This is a genomic window from Mycobacterium shinjukuense (genome assembly GCF_010730055.1).
Classification (GTDB): Bacteria; Actinomycetota; Actinomycetes; order Mycobacteriales; family Mycobacteriaceae; genus Mycobacterium; species Mycobacterium shinjukuense.
In genome coordinates this window covers 3,460,182-3,478,511 of the sequence record NZ_AP022575.1, presented here as the reverse complement: position 1 = coordinate 3,478,511, position 18,330 = coordinate 3,460,182, and the positions used below count along the sequence as shown (strand labels likewise).

Here is an 18,330-nt window from a genome sequence, read left to right as displayed (position 1 = left end):
CATACGGGTTTGCTGCGGCTATGGTTGACGCTGGCCACCGCCCGCTATCGCCGAAAGCCTGCGCTCTATGTACGACCCGCTGGGGTTGTCGATCGGAACCACCAACCTGGTCGCCGCGTGCGACGGGATTCCACCCGTCACCCGTCGTGCCGTGCTGACCCTGTATCCGCATTGCGCGCCGAAAATCGGTGTGCCGTCACAGAATCCGAACCTGACCGAGCCAGGCATGCTGATCAGCGGTTTCGTGCAGCGCATCGGAGACTCGGTCGCGCTGGTGTCCCCCGACGGGTCTGCGCACGATCCGGACCTGCTGATGGTCGAGGCGCTGGACGCGATGGTGGTCACCGCGGGCCTGGACGCGGGGTCGTCAGAGATTGCGATTGCCGTTCCCTCGTATTGGCGACCCGGGACCATACAGGCGTTGCGCAACGGGTTGCGCACGCATGTCGGCTTTGTCCGCAGCGGGTTGGCACCGAGGCTGGTCCCCGACACGGTTGCGGCGTTGACGGCGGTGAACTCCGAATGGGGCCTGCCGGTCGGCGGTGTGGTGGGGCTCCTTGATTTCGGCGGCGCCGCAACCTGCGCCACGCTGATGGACACCGGGCCAGATGTCGGCAAGTCGGACTTCGAGCCCGTCAGCGTCACGCTACGTTACCAGGAATTCTCCGGCAATCAGATCGACCAGGCGTTGCTGCTGCATGTCATCGACGAACTCGGGCACGACGACATCGATCCGGAAAGCACCACCGCGGCAGGCCAATTGGGCCGACTCAGGGAGCAATGCCGTGCGGCCAAGGAACGCTTGTCCACCGAGGCGGTCACGGAATTGGCTGTCGAGCTGCGCGGGTCGCGCTACCGCATTGAGCTGACTCGAGACACGCTGGAAGACCTGATACATGATCGGCTGACCGCCTTCATCTACGCCGTCGATGACCTGTTGGCGCGCCACAACACCAGCTGGTCCGAGCTCGCGGCGGTGGTCACCGTCGGCGGCGGCGCTAACATTCCGCTTGTCACTCAACGTCTTTCGTTTCACATCCGGCGACCCGTGCTGGCCGCCTCGCAGCCTGGCTGCGCGGCGGCCATGGGTGCGTTGCTGCTTGCCACCCGCGGACGCGAGGTCGATTTCCGCACCCGGACGTCCATCGGGCTGCTGGCGGCCGCCGGCACCGGCGTCATCGAATTGCCGGCCGGCGATGTGATGGTGATCGACTCGGACGCGCTCACCGATCGTGAGCTGGCCTGGTCGCAGACCGAGTTCCCCGGTGAGGCGCGGCTCGACGGCGATCCCTACAGCGAAGACGGCCCCTGTTGGTCGATGCGGCTGAACGTTATCGAGCCACCAAAAGCGCCGCCGTGGCGTCGGTTTCGGATATCGCAACTGCTCATCGGGCTGTCGGCCGTGGTGGCGATGACCGCCATCGGCGGCGTGGCCGTTACGTTGACGGCCGGCGAACAGCGCCCGGCTCCGCACCGAGCCCCGGTGGTGCCCAGCGTCGCACCGTTGCCGGCACCGTCCGGATCCGTCGGGCCCGGCTCCGTGGCGTCCAGCCCCCCGCCGCACGGTCCCGTCGCACCAGCTCCCACCGCGGCGCCGGTTCCCAGTGCGGCGTCCGCGCCAGCCGGCGTGGCGCCGCCGTCCTCGCCGGCGGCGCCGAGGTCGACGACCGCGAAGGCGCCCGCGGTCACGACGACGACCACCACGTCGGCGCCGACCACGACAACCACCGCCGCGCCGACAACCCCGACCACGACGACCACCGAACCGGCCACGACCGAGCCGACCACTACCACCACGTCGACGGTGCGGATGACCACCGAGTGGTTGCATGTCCCGTTGCTGCCGGTCCCGATCCCGGTACCGGTTCCGGCGAATTAGGCCCCGCAGCATCCCTTCCTGAGCCCCGACACCCCGTAATTGCTGGTCCGGCGGCTCATGTGAGCTTGATGTGAATTGAATCCGCGCGCTGTTGCACACGAGTAGCGTTGAAACCGCAAACTTCATTGCGGCCAGGCGGTTTGGCCCGAAGATTTGTCGGCGGCCCACGCGGTGCGCTCGTCTGCCCTGTGGAGGCGCGAAGTGGACATCGTACTTGGGGTATCGATGGAGCCCACGGCGGTTCGCATGGTGCTGATCGAGGGTGAGAATGCGGACGGCGCCACCGTCGAAGAAGAGATCTTCGAGATTGCGGGCTCACCCGACGGGCCCGGATCGGCGATCTTAGCCGCGGCCGCTCAGGTGATTTCCGCCGTTGTCGGAACCCGGGAAGGCGCGGCCGAGGGTGGCCACCGGTTGACCTCGATCGGGGTGACCTGGACGGAACCCACCGAGGTGTCCCCGCTGCGTGACCAGCTCGCCGCCCGCGACGTCGGGAGCGTCATGCTGGTGTCGCCGCTGCTCGCCGCGGCCGCCCTGGCCCAGACGGTGGGTTTCGCACTCGACTACCAGCACATCGCGATGCTGTTCGTCGAGGCCTCCAGCGCGACGCTGGCGGTTGTCGACGTTGCCGACGGCTCGATCGTCGATCTGCATCGGCAGCCCCTGGGCCTCGGTCACGGCCCGGATACCGCCGAACTCGCGGCGATGCTCGCCGGTTTGGACGGTCCCGGGTCGCGAGCCGACGGCGTCTTCCTGATCGGCTGCGGGGTCGACATCGTGCCGATCAAACCCGCGCTGGAGGCCGCGACGACGCTGCTGGTGACCGGTCCGGAGGAGCCCGACATGGCGCTGGCCAGGGGGGCGGCGCTGGCGTCGGCCAATGCGCCGTTGTTCGCCTCCTCCACGGCCGCCTTGGCCTATGCCCTGGATCCCGGAACCGGCGAGGTCAATCCGCGCGCGCTGAGCCCGACCTACCTCGACGTCTGCGCCCACGCCGATCTCGGCCTGGAAGCGCTGGCCTACAGCGCCCTCGATGAGGAAGCGGAGGACGGGGCGAGCCGGCGTCGGCCGTTGGCGCTGACCGGCGGGGCGATGGCCGGGATCTCGGCCATCGCGGCCGGCGTGCTGGTGGTCTCGCTGACCTCCGATGTCCGGCCGACGGCCGCCGTGCAGCCCGGCCACCGGGAAAGCATCGCCACACCGGCGAGTCAGGCACCGGTCCAACTGCCCGCCGAGCGGCCCGAGGCGCGGTTGCCGGCTCCCGGCTCGCGGCCGGCCGCGCCGGCGGCGGAGGTGGCGGCCCCGCCTCCGGTGACACCCCCGGCCGCGGTGACGCCGCCGCCCGCGGTGACGCCGCCGCCCGCGGTGGCGCAGCCGCCGCCGACCGTGCAGCCGCCGCCGCGAACAGTTGCGAATATGGCACCCGCGACCCAGCCCCGCCGGGCGCCGAGTCGCCAGCCCGCGCCCACCGCCGCGCAGCAGGCCCCGCCGGCGGCGCCGCGGACGACGCCGCCGGCCGCGGTGCCCGCACCGCCGCCCGAGCCGGTCCCGCCGCCGCAGCCCACCCCGATCATGACGATGTACCTGCACCTGCCGTTCGTCTCGATTCCGATTCCGATCTATCCGCCGGCGCCGCCCCCACCGCCGCCAGAGCCGCCGCCAGAGCCCGCGCCGGCGCCACCCGGACCGTAAAGCCCGTGGCGGATCGTGTCGCCCGCGCGCACACTGGGACGTGTCGGTACCCACCTGCGAGGAGGTCGCGTGCGCGACGACGGTCCGTTCGGATTCGACCCTGACGACTTCGATCGGGTGATCAGGGAGGGCAGCGAGGCCCTGCGCGAGGTTTTCGAGCGGATCGGCAAGTTCTTCACCGGCCCGGGCGACCGATCGGGCTGGTCGATGGTTTTCGAGGATTTGGCGCGGCGCCCGCGCCCGGCGCCGGAAACCGCCGGCGAGGCCGGTGAGGGGGTGTGGGCCATCTACACCGTGGACGACGATGGCGGCGCTCGCGTCGAGCAGGTGTATGCCACCGAACTCGACGCCCTGCGGGCGAACAAGGACAACACCGACCCCAAGCGCAAGGTCCGCTTCCTACCCTATGGCATCGCGGTCAGCGTGCTCGACGATCCCCAGGATCATCCCGACGAGCCGGCATAGCCGGCGCTGCCGTGGCGGCTCGGGCGGTCAGCCCCGCTCGACCTCGTTCGAATCGCCGGCCTTGGTGATCTTCGGCGAGCCCGAATGATAGGTGACCTCGTTGTCGAAACCGGATGCCGCGATCGTGTCGGCTTCGTCGACGGTGACCGAGTTCTGCATGCCGGACACGTCAAGGCTCGCGCAGTGGCCGGTGATGACGACCGTGTTGGAAATCCCGCTGACGCTGACGTCGCTGTCGTTGCAGGCTATCGTCTTGTGCTCGTTGACCCCGGCGACGCTGATGCTGCCGCCCGGTGGCGGTGTCGATGGCCCGGCCGTCGCCGTGCGGGTTGCGCTGCCCGGCGGGATCGGGCTGCGCGCGGTAACACCGGGCGCGGACGTGGTCGGAGTCGGTGACAGCACGACAAAATTGCTCCGGTGCACATGGCGCGCGACGTAGACGGCGACGCCCCCCACCGCCACCAGCATGCCGACGACGAAGAACGCGGCCACGATCCAGAACACCCGATTGCCCGTCGCCGATCGCGGTGTTGCCCCGGGGAACGCAGCGCCATAGCCCGCGCCGTAGGACGGCGCCGACGGCACCACCGGCGGTGGCACCGGCCCGGGCGGGGGTGGCGGGTAGGGCGGGTATCCGGAGCCGCCCGACTCCGTGCCGCCGAATTCGGACGCACGTGCGGAGTCGGCCAGCGGGCGCTCCAGGTCGCGGATCCGGGCTTCCGGGTCATCGTCGGGTTCCATGCACAGATGCTCCCACATTGACCGGTAGTTTCGGGATCGTGCCCGAGCTGTCGAATCGCCAGATCGTGTTGCGTCGCCGCCCGCGTGGGCTGGTGCGGCCGGGCGACACCGAGATGGTCACCTCGCGGGCACCCGAGCCGGCGCCCGGCGAGGCCCTGCTGCGCACCACCTACGTGGGCATCGACGCCGCCGCCCGGACCTGGCTGGACGACCAACCCGGCTACCTACCACCGGTGGGGTTGGGTGAGGTCGTTCGGGCCGCCGGGATCGGTCAGGTCGTGGAATCGCGTTGCGACGCCTACACGGTCGGCGACGTGGTCACCACGCTGACGGGTTTTCAGGAATACGTGATCATCCGCGACGACGTGTTCAGCACACCCATCCCCGGTGAAGACGACCAGCTGGCGATCATGTCGGTGTACGGCCCCACGGGTGCCACCGCCTACTTCGGGATGACCGACATCGGCCGGCCCCGGCCGGGGGAGACGGTGGTGGTCTCGGCGGCAGCCGGGGCCACCGGATCGGTGGCCGGCCAGATCGCCAAGATCGCCGGGGCGCGGGTGGTGGGCATCGCGGGCGGGCCGGAGAAGTGCCGAGTTGTGGTCGAGGACTTCGGGTTCGACGCCTGCATCGACTATCGCAACGACGACCTGCCGGCGGCCCTGAAGGAGCACTGCCCCCGGCGGGTCGACGTCTACTTCGACAACGTCGGCGGGCCGATCCTGGACGCGGTGCTGGGCCGGCTGGCCCACCGGGCACGGGTGGTGCTCTGCGGCGTCATCTCCAGTTATCTGACCGGCGAGCATCCGGGACCGGTGAACTATGTGAACCTGCTCGCCAAAACCGCGCTCATGCAGGGATTTAACGCGCTTGACCAGTGGGGCCGCTTCGACGAGGCGTTCGCCAACCTGCGTCGCTGGGAGGCCGAGGGCCGGCTGCGTCATCGCCAGACCATCTTCGAGGGCATCGAGTCGTGCGTGGACGCTCTCAACGGGCTGTTCACCGGGGCCAACATCGGCAAGATGTTGGTCAAGCTCAGCGAGCCCATCGCCCGGCCGGCATGAGGGCTCGTGGCAGCTCGACGGCATCGCCGCCCGGCTGCCCGCATTGACCTGGGCGATCTCCCGAGGCGGCATCTCCACGTTCAACGCCGTGCGCCGCGGGCTGCTATCGTCCCATGCTTATGCCCGAGATTGACCGTCGCCGAATGATCATGATGGCGGGATTCGGCGCGTTGGCGGCCGCGATCCCGGCCCCGAAAGCCCTGGCCGACCCGTCCCGGCCGGCCACTCCCGCGGGTCCGGCACCCGTGCCGGCCGCACCGGCCGCCGGGACAACCGGGGGGTTGCTGTGGCACGACGAGTTCGACGGCCCGGCCGGCTCCGCCCCCGATCCGTCGAAGTGGCAGGTGTCCAACCACCGCACGCCGATCCGCAACCCGGTGGGGTTTGATCGGCCCGAGTTTTTCGGTCAGTACCGCGACAGTCGGCAGAACGTGTTCCTGGACGGCCACTCCAACCTTGTGCTGCGCGCCACCCGGGACGGCAACAGCTACTTCGGCGGCCTGGTCCACGGCCTCTGGCGCGGCGGTATCGGCACCACCTGGGAAGCCCGAATCAAGTTCAACTGCCTGGCGCCCGGCATGTGGCCCGCGTGGTGGTTGTCTAACGACGATCCCGGCCGCAGCGGCGAAATCGACCTGATCGAGTGGTACGGCAACGGAACCTGGCCGTCCGGAACGACCGTGCACGCAAACCCGGACGGAACGGCATTCGAGACCTGCCCGATCGGCGTGGACGGCGGCTGGCACAACTGGCGTGTCCGCTGGGATCCGACCGGCATGTACTTCTGGCTCGACTATGCCGACGGCGCGCAACCATACTTCTCGGTTCCGGCGACCGGCATCGAGGATTTGAACGAGCCCATCCGCGAATGGCCGTTCAATGACCCCGACTACACGGTGTTCCCGGTGCTCAATCTCGCGGTCGGCGGCTCCGGTGGCGGCGACCCCGCCTCGGGTTCGTATCCGCAGGAGATGTTGGTCGACTGGGTGCGCGTCTTTTAGGCGAGAAGGCGGGTCGGTGTCGGGCAGCGGTCGTGCGATCGGGCGCGTGTCGTGGACCGCTGGGTGACGTCATCGTGCGCGCCGGGCGACCATAACGAACCTCCGAGACGAGCATGGAATTCTTGGTCGCCATGACCACGCACGTTCCCGACGGCACGACCGACGACGAGGTCGCAGGGGTCCGTGCCGGCGAGGCCGCCCGCTCCCGTGAGCTTGCGGCGCGGGGGCATCTGCTGCGGCTGTGGCGCCCGCCCCCGCACCGGGGCGAGTGGCGCACGCTGGGGCTATTTGCCGCCGACGACCGAAGCCAACTCGAGCGGGTGCTGTCCTCGATGCCGCCGCGGGTGTGGCGCACCGACGAGATCACCGCGCTCGGCCCCCACCCGAACGACCCAGCCGGCGCGGGCATCGCCATCCGGCCCGGCAAGGGGCCGGAGTTTGCGATCACGATGACCGTCACCGTGCCCGCGGACACCCCGGCGCACGTGGTCGAGGACGCCTATGCGCGCGAGGCCGCCCGGGTACGTGACTTGGCCGAGCGTGGACACCTGGTGCGGATGTGGGCGCTTCCGGATGGGCCGGACGGTCCGCGCACCCTCGGGCTGTGGCGCGCTCGCGATCCCGGCGAGCTGATGGCCATCCTGGACTCGCTCCCGATGTCGGGTTGGCTGACGATCGAAACCACGCCGCTGAGCCCGCATCCCAACGATCCGATCCGCGCGGTCTGATCGCGCGGGGAGCCGCAGGCCGTGATCGACGGGTCATGCAGGCTTTCGACCGCTTAGGGGGGACCAGCTGGCGGGGCGGACCTATTATTTGCCCATGCCATTGGCGGTGGGCGAGGTTTTTGCCGGATACACAATTCTGCGGGTGCTCGGTGCGGGCGCGATGGGCACGGTATATCTGGCCCAACATCCGCGGTTGCCGCGCCAAGATGCCTTGAAGGTGCTCTCGGCTGACCTGACCGCTGACCCGCAGTACCGGGCCAGGTTCGTGCGCGAGGCCGACATCGCCGCCAGCCTGTGGCATCCCAACATTGTCGGCATCCATGACCGGGGCGAGTTCGACGGCCAGTTCTGGATCTCGATGGATTATGTCGACGGCACCGATGCGGCGAGGTTATTGCACGAGCGCTACCCCGGCGGGATGCCGGTAGGCCTGGTCATGCAGATCGTCTCCGCCGTCGGGTCGGCCCTGGATCACGCGCACCAGCGCGGGCTGCTGCATCGGGACGTCAAACCGTCGAACATCCTGATCGCTGACCCGGGGTCGGAGGCACAACGGGTATTTTTGGCCGACTTCGGCATCGCCCGGCTGGTTGATGACACCGTGGGTCTGACCGCCACCAACGTTTCCATCGGCACGGTCGCCTATGCTGCGCCCGAACAGCTGATGGGTGAGCCGATCGATGGGCGCGCGGATCAGTATGCGTTGGCCTGCAGTGCTTTTCACCTGCTCGCCGGCGCGCAGCCCTACGACTATCCCAGCGCCACGGTCGTCATCACCAAGCATGTGATGGCCCCGCCGCCGGCGATCGGCCAACGCCGTCCCGAATTGGCAGTGCTAGACCCGGTGTTCGCCCGAGCGATGGCCAAAAACCCGGCCGAGCGGTTCGCCTACTGCCAGGATTTCGGTGCGCAGCTGGAACGCGTGCTTGGGTGGGGCGATGGCCCCACCCAACTCGCGCCGAGACCGGTTGCGGCGCCAGGCGCCCCAGATACCCAAATCGCCGGCATCGGGTATGCGCCGTTCCGGCCGCCACCACCACCGGCGGCGCCCGCACCCCCGGCGGCCGGCGGGCGGCCGCAGCGGCGCACCCGCGTCGTGGTCGGTGCCCTGGCGGCCGTCGCCTTATTGGTCGCGGGGGGCATCGTTGCGACCGCCAAGCTCTCCCGGCACGACCAGCCGGGCGCCACCGCAACACCGCCGGGCGTCGGGGGGCCCAGCGCGGGTCCCGAAGGCCCCTTCACCGGGACGTATCGGGGCGACTATGGTCGGGCGACGAGCATCGACGGCGCGCCTATCGACGGGGCCACGCCGTCGACGACGACGTGGGGCGTTCGCTCGGTGTGCCAACCCAGTGGGTGTGTGGCTACGGCGACGCGCTTCGGTGGGGAAACCACGATGCCGTCCACGATGGTGTTCGACGACGTCGGCGGGCGCTGGTTGGCCGTGGGTCTCAGCACGGACACGTGCGGCGACGCGCCGTCCGAATTCTGGGTTGTGTTGAACTTGCGACCGCGTCCGGACGGCACGCTGGCCGGCGAAACCAGCAAGACCAGTGCCCACGGCTGTGGGACACTCACGCCGGTGACCTTCACGCGCACCGGGGATGTCGATGCCGATCGCGTTGCCGACCCGGCAAGCCAGCCGCCGCGGGTGGTGTCGCCGGCCGAAGCGCTGCGCGGGAGGTACCACGACACGGTCACCTGGCCGGACGGGACGAAGCCCAATCACTACGACTGGGTCGTGCGCACCGATTGCCTGCGCACCGGCGATCGGTGCATGAGCTTTTTCCACGCACCGCCCGATGCTTCCAAGCCACTCGTCTTCAGCAGCAGGAGCTGGCTCATGTCCACCGTGTTGGACGGAATATGCTCGGCCGGCCGGGCGCCGGTGAACAATACCGCGGAGTTTCCGCTGCCCCAACCACCGCAGAACCCGATCGTGCTGCTCACCGGGCATGGCCATCACGAACAGACGGGGGCCTGCACCCACAGCACAAGCTTCGACGAAAAGTTCGAGCGCACCGGCGATTAGTAGCGCCGTTGGCCGCCCACACACCAACTCCGGGCGGGCAATCTGGCGGTGCTGGCGGGCAAACCCGGGCGTTGACGAGCCAACTTCTCGTGCAGCGGCAATCCCGGTGGACGATGCGCGCCATGAGCCACGCGCGCCGCGGTGGTGATATCGGCATGATGAGGTTGGTTGCTTCAAGTAGACGATGCGGTCGTCAACCGATTGCTGTGCGGCTTCGTTGAGCGCAGCGACCAGCGCTGCGGAGCCCGCGGGCTGGCGTGAAATCCGTTTAGCCGAGCCTGCGCGCCCCCGGGCGCCGGCACGAACTGAGCCGGACCACCGGCAACTTCGCCGGCCCCGCAGTAAGCGGTCAGCTAGCCTGCGGCCACTCACCGCGCGCGATGAGCACATCACGAAGCAGGTCCGCGCGATCGGTGATGATGCCGTCCACGCCCATGTCCAGCAGGGCATGCATCACCTCGGGATCGTCGACCGTCCAGGCGTGAACCTGACGCCCCGAGGCATGAACGGCCCGCACCAGGCCCGGCGTAATGACCGGTACCCGACCAACCCGCGGCGGTATCTGCAGGCAGTCGCTGTCGCGCAGAATCTGCCAGGCATACTCCCGGCTGTAGGGCGTGCTGGCCGCCAGGCACGCCAGCAACGCTCCCGTGCCCGCCGAACTGGCGACCCGCTTGGACATCAGACGCAATGCGCGTCGGCGGCGGCGATCGGAAAACGAGGTGACCAGCACGCGGTGGTGCACGTTCAACCGCTCGATGACCTCGACGGTCGGTTCGATGGCCGAGGCCGCCTTGATGTCGATGTTGACCCGGATGTGCGGCAGTGCGACGAGCAGCTCTTCCAGGGTCGGGATCGACTCGCCGGCGCCCAGATCCGCTTGGCGGACGTCCCGGTAGCGCAATTGGTCGATCGCGCCGGGGACCCCGGTCGCGCGCTTGAGCCTGCGGTCGTGCAGGATCACCGCGACGCCGTCGCGGGTGGCGCGCACGTCGGTCTCGATGTAGCGAAAGCCGAGCTTGACCGCCTCGTGGAACGCCCCCATGCTGTTCATGGGCAGCCGAAACGAGGTAAACCCCCTGTGCGCCATGGCAATCCGCCCAGACTCGCGGAGGAACTCCACGGCGCCCACGCCGCCGTCGTTCATCAGCTCAGTATCACCCCTTCGGTCAGGTCGCGCACCTGTCGATAGCGTTCGAGCACCGCGGACGCCGGGTCCGCGGCGTACTCGTGGGTCGCCGGCGGTGGCCACGCTGGTGGCCGGGCGATCCGCGTAACGCCCACGCCGCCTGCCGTGCCGCGCCCAGCGCGACGTGCTGCGCGGGGATCGGCACCAGCGCCGGCAGCCCGAACACCGTGATCGTCGCTGCCCGCCGGTGCCGACAGCGCCAGCCGGGACAGCTCGTCGTGGTCGGCCCGCAGCAGTGCGGCGGCCGTCGAGCACCCGCGCGCATCGCAGTTGGCCCACGCCGCTAACGCGGATTTCTTGGTGTAGTCGATTGCAGCCTGCACCTGGCGCAGGCCCAACCCGTAGTTTCGTCATCCGCTTCGGTCACGTCGGGTCGATGGGCGCGCATGTCTTGATCCGGCGGTCGACACCGCAGCCAATGTCAGCAACGATCACCGTTGGTCCTTCGTCGGAGCCGATGACGGGAATCGAACCCGCGTTCTCAGCTTGGGAAGCTGATGTTCTGCCATTGAACTACATCGGCGCGGTTGCCCCGAAAGGCTAGCACCCGGCGCAAGCCACGGTCATCGGGAATGGGGGTCATTCGATCACCCCCAGGCAGTACAGGATCAGGAATCCGGCGAAGAACATCACCGCCATCCATGGCCGCTCCGGCGTCTCGTGCGCCTCGACAAGCAGCTCCTCGACGACGAGCCACAGCAGCGCCGCCGCCGCGAACGCGAGCACGAGGGTGAGGACGGTATTTCCCGCGCCGCCAAGCGCGGCCGCGCCCAGCACTGCCCCCACGGCGGTGGCCAGGCTCACGAAGCCGGTGGTCACTGCCGCTCGGGCCCGGGGCACTCCGGCACCCGCCAGCCGCAACGCCACCGCCAACCCCAGGAACAGCACCTCGACCGTCAGCGCAATCGTGATGATGACCGCGGTGCGGTTGGACACCGTCGCGCCCGTGGCGACCAGCAGCCCGTCGATAAAGAGGTCGACCGCGACCACCGCAAGAAACCCGACCGGCAGTTCGCCGGTGCCGTGGCCTTCTTCGTGGCCTTCCCCGTGACCTCCCGCTTGGCGCAGTGCAACCAGCAGCGCGACGCCTGCGCCAAAGCCCACCACGATCAGCCAGAGCGGACCTCTGGCGCGCAGGTCTGGCAATACCTCGCCGGCCACGGCGGCCATGACGACGCCGGCGGCGAAATGCTGGACGCCGCTGACCAGCGCCGGTGACGGCGTGCGCACTAGGATGACCGCGGCGCCGATGATCCCGGCGAGAACGGGGAAGGCGCCCAACGAGGCGGCCGTTGCCACGGTGCTGATGCCAACCTCCCAGGGTTGATGGACGACGGCTCCTCGGGCGCTTGAACATTGTGGCGCGTCGTGACGAATGCCGCGACGATAACCCATGACGTAACGCCCAATCGACGAGGAGGGAGCGACGTGTCGCAAGTGCTGGTCACCGGGTTCGGACCGTATGGCCTGACGCCGATCAATCCGGCACAGCTCACCGCCGAGGCGCTGGATGGTCGCGTTATCGCCGGTGCAACGGTGGTCTCGCGGATCGTGCCCAACGCATTCGTCACGTCGATCGCGGCGGCTCAGCAGGCCATCGCGGAGGTTGGTCCGGAACTGGTGATCATGCTGGGCGAATACCCGGGGCGCAGCATGCTCACCGTCGAGCGGCTCGCGCAAAACATCAACGATTGCGGACGATACGGCCTCGCGGACGACGCCGGCACGGTATTGGCGGGTGAGCCGACCGACCCGGCCGGCCCGGTCGCCTACCACGCGACCGTGCCGGTCCGAGCGATGGTGCTGGCCATGCGCCGCGCCGGCGTGCCGGCTGACGTCTCTGACGCGGCGGGCACATTCGTGTGCAATCACCTCATGTATGGCGTGCTGCACCACCTCGCCCGGAAGAGCCTGCCGATTCGCGCGGGCTGGATTCATTTGCCGTGCCTGCCAAGCGTTGCCGCCTTGGATCGCAATCTCGGTGTTCCGAGCATGTCGGTGGAGACGGCGGTCGCCGGGGTGACGGCCGGCATCGAAGCTGCCCTCGGGCACGCCGCCGATATCAGCGAACCGGTTCCGTCGCGACTGCAGATCTAGGAGTGACACGCCGAACGTGCAACCATGGCGGCCTCGCCCGGCGTGTCGCCGCCACCAGTGCACGTTCGGCGCAGCCGGTGCACACTCGGCGCGGAGTCGGACCCTGGCAAACGTGCGGCCGTCTGCTTCGATCCATTTATAACGGCGGGTTTATTATTTCGTTATCTCGTCGTAAGGTGCTTGCGTGGGCCGGCACGAATTAGCCAGAGACCGACGAAAGTCGTCAGCAGTCCTGGCCGCTGTCGTCGCCCCGGCCGCCGTGTTGTTCGCCGCGGCGGGAGATGTCCAGCCATTCGCCGGTGATGACGCCACATCGGTCGCGGGTTCAGCCGCCGCCCGTGCGCCGTGCTGCGTGGAAATCGTGGCAGCGGCTCCAGCCGCGTTGTTGTTCGACATGCCCGGTGGCGCAGCACCCGAGGATGTCACCGGGGGCCAATTTGCTTCGGCATCGCGATGGCGGGTTGACACCCGATCCCAATTCCTGCCCGTTGGGGTCGCGCCGGAGCAGGGCCTCCAGGTCAGAACCATCCTGACCGCGCGCAGCATCAGCGCCGCTTTCCCCGAGATTCAGCAGATCGGCGGTGTGCGACCCGACGCGCTGCGATGGCATCCCGACGGCTTGGCGCTGGACGTGATGATTCCCAACCCCGACAGCGCCGACGGTATCGCGCTGGGCAACGAGGTCGTCGCGTTCATGTTGCGAAACGCCGCCCGATTCGGGATGCAAGACGTGATTTGGCGCGGCGTCTACTACACACCCAACGGCGCGTCGGCCAGCGGGGCCGGCCACTTCGACCACATCCATATCACCACCACCGGGGGCGGCTATCCCACCGGCGAGGAAATCTATGTCCGCTGAGCCAGCGCGGGCAACCGACCGCCCGCGGCAGATACGCTCGTCGCGTGCTGCTCTCCGACCGCGACCTTAGGGCCGAAATCTCCGCCGGGCGACTGGGCATCGAGCCGTTCGACGCCAGCCTGGTTCAGCCGTCCAGCGTCGACGTTCGTCTGGATTGTCTGTTCCGGGTGTTCAACAACACCCGCTACACCCACATCGACCCGGCGCAGCAGCAGGACGAGCTGACCAGCCTGGTGGAACCGGCCCCGGGAGAGCCGTTCGTACTGCATCCGGGCGAGTTTGTGCTCGGCTCGACGCTGGAGGTCTTCACACTGCCCGACGATCTCGCGGGACGGCTGGAGGGCAAGTCTTCTCTGGGCCGGTTGGGACTGCTGACGCATTCCACCGCGGGCTTCATCGACCCCGGCTTCAGCGGCCACATCACGCTGGAGCTGTCCAACGTCGCCAACCTGCCGATCACGCTGTGGCCCGGAATGAAGATCGGTCAGCTGTGCATCTTGAGGTTGACCAGCCCATCGGAGCGTCCCTACGGCAGCACCGGGGTCGGGTCCAAATACCAAGGTCAGCGTGGCCCCACGCCGTCGCGTTCGTATCAGAACTTCATACGGTCTCCATAGCCGCGGCCGGGCCGCTGGCGGCGTTTCGGCGGCTACCATCCGTTTCGGGCGTGTTCTCCTCCAGTTCGTGGCCAGTCAGCCCAGGGAGGGGTTGCGGACGTCGTACTCGGGGTTTCGACAGAGCCTTCGGTGGTGCGGATGGCGTTGGTTGCCGGTGACGGCGGCGCCATCATCGACGAAGACCGCTTCCGCATCGTCCGTGATACCACCAGCGTCTGCGCATCCGATCAGGTGATCGCCGCGATCCTGGGCACCGGCGAAGGCGCGGTCGAAGCCGGTCTGCGGCTGATGTCCATCGGGGTGGCCTGGACCGACGAGGCTCAGGCCACCGCGCCGCGCGACGCGCTGACCGCCCGCAAGCTCGATCGCGGTGGCGGTGGTGGTCGCGATCGCGGCGGCGGTCGTGGCGGGATCAATACCCCGTTGATCCCTGGAATCTGATTTTGCCGAGTAGCTGTCATCTGCCGTTCAGCGTCGCGATGCGGTTCGATCATCGCGGCCACCTACACACGGTGGTATGCGATGTAGCGTCATCGGCACCGGCTACCTCGGCGCCACCCACGCCGTCGGGATGGCTGAGCTGGGACACGAGGTCGTCGGGGTGGATATCGATCCGGGTAAGATCGCCAAACTCGCCGGGGGCGACATTCCGTTCTACGAGCCCGGTCTACGAAAGCTGTTGACGGACAATCTGGCTGCGGGACGACTGCGGTTCACGACCGACTACGACATGGCGGCCGACTTTGCCGACGTGCACTTCCTCGGTGTCGGCACACCGCAAAAGAAGGGTGAATACGGCGCCGACCTACGCCACGTCCACGCCGTCATCGATACGCTGGTGCCTCGGTTGACCAGGCCCTCGGTTCTCGTCGGCAAATCGACCGTGCCGGTGGGTACCGCGGCGGAACTAGGCAACCGGGCCGCTGCGCTGGCCGCCCCGGGTGTTGACGTCGAAATCGCGTGGAATCCGGAATTCCTTCGTGAAGGGTTCGCGGTGCACGACACCCTGAAACCGGATCGCATCGTGCTTGGGGTGCAGGATGATTCGGTGCGTGCCCAGGCGGCTTTGCGGGAGCTGTACGGCCCGCTGCTGGACTTGGGTGTGCCATTTCTGGTGACCGATCTGCAAACCGCTGAGCTGGTCAAGGTTTCCGCGAATGCCTTTCTAGCGACCAAGATCTCGTTCATCAATGCGATTTCGGAGGTGTGCGAGGCCGCCGGTGCCGACGTCGCCGTGTTGGCCGACGCCCTCGGATACGACCGGCGTATCGGACGCGAATGTCTCAATGCGGGTTTGGGTTTCGGCGGTGGTTGCCTGCCCAAGGACATTCGCGCGTTCATGGCGCGCGCCGGCGAGTTGGGTGCCGACCAGGCGCTGACGTTTCTGCGTGAAGTGGACAGCATCAACATGCGGCGGCGTACCCGGATGGTCGAACTGGCCACCGCCGCCTGCGGTGGTTCGCTGCTGGGCGCCAACATCGCGGTGCTCGGTGCGGCATTCAAACCCGAATCCGACGACGTGCGCGACTCGCCGGCGCTCAACGTCGCGGGCCAGCTGCAGCTCAACGGCGCCGCGGTCAACGTGTATGACCCCAAAGCCCTGGACAACGCAAACCGGCTGTTCCCCACGCTGAACTACGCCGTTTCGGTGGTTGAGGCCTGCGAGCGGGCGGACGCCGTGCTGGTGCTGACCGAATGGCCGGAGTTCGTCGATCTGGACCCCGCCGACCTGGCCGACACGGTGCGCGCCCGGGTCGTTGTCGACGGCCGCAACTGCCTTGATGTCGCCCGCTGGCGGCAGGCAGGGTGGCGGGTGTTTCGGCTGGGTGCGCGACGGCCCGTCGGGGCGACGTAGCCCGGGAAGGCGGTTGTTCCCGAGCTGGGGCCGGATTGCCCGGCTCCTCCGCGGTCCGTCGTGCGGACCGCATCGTCGCCACGCGGAGCCTCATGAGCCTCAGGAGTCACTCGAGTCGCCGGGGGCGCGGTGGGTGACTGGTGGGGCAGCAGCCGGGGCTCGCGAGCCTCGGTCGTAGGTAGGTCGGGTCGGTGCCGACAGGCTGCTCCAGGCGTCGCACCTTCGTCATCGGCCCCACATGTACCCGGAACTGACCGATGGACGAAGTGCCCGCCTACGAGCGACAGCCACGGTTGGTTGTCGCTGTTAGGCGGGCGCATCGCATATCCCTGCTGTGCCGGAATGCGTGAGGCGGGTGAGACAACAGGGGGACACTAGGGAACGTGCAGCGTGTGCGCCGCGTCGCCGGCAGCCGCGACACGCAGCGAGACCACTAGTTCGGGACCCTTCGTTCGAGGCTAGTTCGGGGCCCTGGTTCAGCGGCCACCAAGTATTATGTAGTTCCAACGAACAATGGATATCGTGTTCCAACGATCATCGGAGAATTGGCGTGGTTAGGCAATCCGGTCGCAAAGCGGCGCTGTTGGAGCAGATCGCTCGGGTAGGCAAGGCACTGGGCAATGGGCGGCGATTGCAGATCCTCGACTTGCTCGCTCAAGGTGAGCGCACGGTGGACGCGATCGCGACCGCGACCGGGATGAATCTGACCACAGCGTCGGCGAATCTGCAGGCGCTGAAGAGCGGCGGGCTGGTCGAGGCCCGCCGGGACGGGACCCGGCAGTACTACCGGCTTGCCGGAGAGGACGTGGCCAGGTTGTTCGCGCTGGTGCAATCCGTCGCCGACGCGCACCTGGCCGACGTGGCGGTGGCGGCCGCGGAGGTGCTGGGCTCGCCCGAGGATGCCATCACCCGTGAGGAGCTGCTGCGCCGACGAGACGCCGGCGAGGTCACGCTCGTCGACGTGCGACCGCACGAGGAATACCTGGCCGGTCACATCCCGGGCGCCATCAACATCCCGGTGGCCGACCTGGCCGATCGGCTCGCCGAACTGCCCGTCGATCGCGACATCGTCGCCTACTGCCGGGGCGCCTACTGCGTCATGGCCCCCGACGCGGTCCGGATCGCACGCTCGGCGGGCCGGGGGGTGAAACGCCTCGACGATGGCATGCTCGAATGGCGGTTGGCCGGACTGCCGGTCGATGAGGGCGCACCGGCCGGGGGCTGATCACGTCGGCTGCGGACCGCTGTCAACGGTGAAGCGCCGCCTACGCGGGCGAAGCCCGGGAATCAGCATGGGCACCCGGTCGCGGTACTGCCGGTATTCCTCGCCCAATGCCCGGCTCAGGTCGTGCTCTTCGATGGGCAGGGCCATCACGATGTAGCCGGTTGTCATGACCGCGAACAGCAGATGCCCGGCGCTCATCGTGGGGGTCGCCCAGAAGGCCACGAGGAAGCCCAGCATGAGCGGGTGCCGCACCAACCGATAGAGCAAGGTGGTGCGGAATTTGATGTTGGTGTAGGGCCGTTCGCGTGCCGCCAGGTAGACCTGCCGCAGCCCGAACAGGTCGAAATGGTTGATCATGAATGTCGAGCTGAGCACGACGATCCAGCCGAGCCAAAACAGCACCTGCAGCGCGAGTTTCGCCGGCGGCCAGCTGACATGCCAGATGGTTGCGGGCATCGTCCGCCATTGCCAGAACACCAGGAACAACAGCAGGCTCGCCAGCAGCACGTAGGTGCTGCGCTCGATTGTCGTCGGTACCAGGCGTGTCCATCGCTGCTTGAACGCCGGCCGTGCCATCACGCTGTGTTGCAGCGCGAATAGCGCGAGCAGCACGATATTGACCGCGACCGCCTCGGCCGTGGACGCCGCGATGCCGTTGTCGACGGTGTGCGGCACCACGAGATTCCCGACGAAACCGATCGCGTACAGGAATGCCGCGAGGAAGACCACGTAGCAGATCGCTCCGTAGCCGAGTATCAGAAACCGTCTCATGGTGTCCTCCTGGTTCTCGGATTTCTCGACTGCGTTTGCGCTCACCAGCCGTCCCGCAAGCCGCCAGTCGCGGCGGCCTGGGTCACCCGTAGCCCGACATCCATCCGGGTGACGG

The 18,330-nt window shown here is 68.2% G+C and carries 17 protein-coding genes, 1 tRNA gene and 1 pseudogene; 13 read left to right on the top strand and 6 right to left on the bottom strand.

The window, feature by feature from the left end; translation table 11 throughout:
• Positions 1 to 67: 67 nt before the first annotated feature.
• The 3 genes from G6N20_RS15705 to G6N20_RS15695 all read left to right on the top strand — a co-directional run bounded on the left by G6N20_RS15705 (position 68) and on the right by G6N20_RS15695 (position 4,036).
• Positions 68 to 1,879 carry an Hsp70 family protein gene (locus G6N20_RS15705; protein WP_083045700.1) on the top strand — a complete coding sequence of 604 codons (1,812 nt, stop codon included), beginning with the start codon at positions 68 to 70 and terminating at the stop codon, positions 1,877 to 1,879.
• A 201-nt stretch (positions 1,880 to 2,080) separates the two neighbouring features.
• Complete coding sequence (locus G6N20_RS15700; protein WP_083045699.1) at positions 2,081 to 3,571, top strand: DUF7159 family protein; 1,491 nt, start codon at positions 2,081 to 2,083, stop codon at positions 3,569 to 3,571.
• Between the two features lie 69 nt (positions 3,572 to 3,640).
• A complete protein-coding gene (locus G6N20_RS15695) occupies positions 3,641 to 4,036 on the top strand; it encodes a hypothetical protein (protein WP_083045698.1) in 396 nt (131 codons plus the stop codon).
• 27 nt (positions 4,037 to 4,063) lie between these two features.
• Here the strand turns inward: G6N20_RS15695 and G6N20_RS15690 are convergent, their stop codons facing one another.
• Complete coding sequence (locus G6N20_RS15690; protein ID WP_083045824.1) at positions 4,064 to 4,777, bottom strand: DUF3060 domain-containing protein; 714 nt, start codon at positions 4,775 to 4,777, stop codon at positions 4,064 to 4,066.
• Between the two features lie 38 nt (positions 4,778 to 4,815).
• Here G6N20_RS15690 and G6N20_RS15685 point away from each other — a divergent pair, with 38 nt between their 5' ends.
• The 4 genes from G6N20_RS15685 to G6N20_RS15670 all read left to right on the top strand — a co-directional run bounded on the left by G6N20_RS15685 (position 4,816) and on the right by G6N20_RS15670 (position 9,602).
• Positions 4,816 to 5,841: an NADP-dependent oxidoreductase gene (locus G6N20_RS15685; RefSeq protein WP_083045823.1), complete on the top strand. Its 1,026-nt coding sequence runs from the start codon at positions 4,816 to 4,818 to the stop codon at positions 5,839 to 5,841.
• 113 nt (positions 5,842 to 5,954) lie between these two features.
• The gene (locus G6N20_RS15680; protein ID WP_083045697.1) at positions 5,955 to 6,842 is read left to right on the top strand and encodes a glycoside hydrolase family 16 protein; all 888 of its coding nucleotides are present in this window, start codon (positions 5,955 to 5,957) and stop codon (positions 6,840 to 6,842) included.
• A gap of 113 nt (positions 6,843 to 6,955) precedes the next feature.
• On the top strand, positions 6,956 to 7,570 hold the full coding sequence (locus G6N20_RS15675) for a muconolactone Delta-isomerase family protein (protein ID WP_083045696.1): 615 nt from the start codon (positions 6,956 to 6,958) through the stop codon (positions 7,568 to 7,570).
• Between the two features lie 94 nt (positions 7,571 to 7,664).
• Positions 7,665 to 9,602 carry a serine/threonine-protein kinase gene (locus tag G6N20_RS15670; RefSeq protein WP_083045695.1) on the top strand — a complete coding sequence of 646 codons (1,938 nt, stop codon included), beginning with the start codon at positions 7,665 to 7,667 and terminating at the stop codon, positions 9,600 to 9,602.
• A gap of 349 nt (positions 9,603 to 9,951) precedes the next feature.
• Here the strand turns inward: G6N20_RS15670 and G6N20_RS15665 are convergent, their stop codons facing one another.
• From G6N20_RS15665 to G6N20_RS15650, 4 genes and pseudogenes are all read right to left on the bottom strand, one after another.
• Complete coding sequence (locus tag G6N20_RS15665) at positions 9,952 to 10,725, bottom strand: glycerophosphodiester phosphodiesterase (RefSeq protein ID WP_142271806.1); 774 nt, start codon at positions 10,723 to 10,725, stop codon at positions 9,952 to 9,954.
• 23 nt (positions 10,726 to 10,748) lie between these two features.
• Positions 10,749 to 11,114 (bottom strand): hypothetical protein, encoded by a 366-nt coding sequence (locus tag G6N20_RS21410; protein ID WP_232065359.1) that lies wholly within the window; start codon positions 11,112 to 11,114, stop codon positions 10,749 to 10,751.
• Positions 11,115 to 11,243: 129 nt separating this feature from the next.
• A tRNA-Gly gene (locus tag G6N20_RS15655) sits at positions 11,244 to 11,314 on the bottom strand.
• 56 nt (positions 11,315 to 11,370) lie between these two features.
• Positions 11,371 to 12,148, bottom strand: a pseudogene (locus G6N20_RS15650) (ZIP family metal transporter).
• Between the two features lie 71 nt (positions 12,149 to 12,219).
• Here G6N20_RS15650 and pcp point away from each other — a divergent pair.
• From pcp to G6N20_RS15620, 6 genes are all read left to right on the top strand, one after another.
• The gene (pcp, locus tag G6N20_RS15645) at positions 12,220 to 12,888 is read left to right on the top strand and encodes a pyroglutamyl-peptidase I (protein WP_083045693.1); all 669 of its coding nucleotides are present in this window, start codon (positions 12,220 to 12,222) and stop codon (positions 12,886 to 12,888) included.
• Between the two features lie 184 nt (positions 12,889 to 13,072).
• Positions 13,073 to 13,747: a hypothetical protein gene (locus G6N20_RS15640; protein ID WP_083045691.1), complete on the top strand. Its 675-nt coding sequence runs from the start codon at positions 13,073 to 13,075 to the stop codon at positions 13,745 to 13,747.
• Between the two features lie 44 nt (positions 13,748 to 13,791).
• Positions 13,792 to 14,364, top strand: coding sequence for a dCTP deaminase (gene dcd / locus G6N20_RS15635; protein ID WP_083045690.1), 573 nt, complete (start codon positions 13,792 to 13,794; stop codon positions 14,362 to 14,364).
• A gap of 138 nt (positions 14,365 to 14,502) precedes the next feature.
• Entirely contained in the window at positions 14,503 to 14,805 is a 303-nt protein-coding gene (locus G6N20_RS15630) for a hypothetical protein (protein WP_142271796.1), read from the top strand.
• 76 nt (positions 14,806 to 14,881) lie between these two features.
• On the top strand, positions 14,882 to 16,219 hold the full coding sequence (locus tag G6N20_RS15625; RefSeq protein WP_083045688.1) for a UDP-glucose dehydrogenase family protein: 1,338 nt from the start codon (positions 14,882 to 14,884) through the stop codon (positions 16,217 to 16,219).
• A gap of 550 nt (positions 16,220 to 16,769) precedes the next feature.
• The gene (locus G6N20_RS15620; RefSeq protein ID WP_083045687.1) at positions 16,770 to 17,444 is read left to right on the top strand and encodes an Rv0324 family HTH-type transcriptional regulator; all 675 of its coding nucleotides are present in this window, start codon (positions 16,770 to 16,772) and stop codon (positions 17,442 to 17,444) included.
• Here G6N20_RS15620 and mddA read toward each other — a convergent pair whose 3' ends face one another.
• A complete protein-coding gene (mddA, locus tag G6N20_RS15615) occupies positions 17,445 to 18,215 on the bottom strand; it encodes a methanethiol S-methyltransferase (protein ID WP_083045821.1) in 771 nt (256 codons plus the stop codon).
• Between the last annotated feature and the right edge of the window lie 115 nt (positions 18,216 to 18,330).

Excerpts from the sequence above, each read along its gene's own strand:
- G6N20_RS15675 (WP_083045696.1), top strand. The coding sequence starts at position 6,956 with ATGGAATTCTTGGTCGCCATGACCACGCACGTTCCCGACGGCACGACC.
- mddA (WP_083045821.1), bottom strand. The coding sequence starts at position 18,215 with ATGAGACGGTTTCTGATACTCGGCTACGGAGCGATCTGCTACGTGGTC.
- G6N20_RS15690 (WP_083045824.1), bottom strand. The coding sequence starts at position 4,777 with ATGGAACCCGACGATGACCCGGAAGCCCGGATCCGCGACCTGGAGCGC.
- G6N20_RS15705 (WP_083045700.1), top strand. The coding sequence starts at position 68 with ATGTACGACCCGCTGGGGTTGTCGATCGGAACCACCAACCTGGTCGCC.
- G6N20_RS15630 (WP_142271796.1), top strand. The coding sequence starts at position 14,503 with ATGGCGTTGGTTGCCGGTGACGGCGGCGCCATCATCGACGAAGACCGC.
- G6N20_RS15670 (WP_083045695.1), top strand. The coding sequence starts at position 7,665 with ATGCCATTGGCGGTGGGCGAGGTTTTTGCCGGATACACAATTCTGCGG.
- G6N20_RS15680 (WP_083045697.1), top strand. The coding sequence starts at position 5,955 with ATGCTTATGCCCGAGATTGACCGTCGCCGAATGATCATGATGGCGGGA.
- G6N20_RS15625 (WP_083045688.1), top strand. The coding sequence starts at position 14,882 with ATGCGATGTAGCGTCATCGGCACCGGCTACCTCGGCGCCACCCACGCC.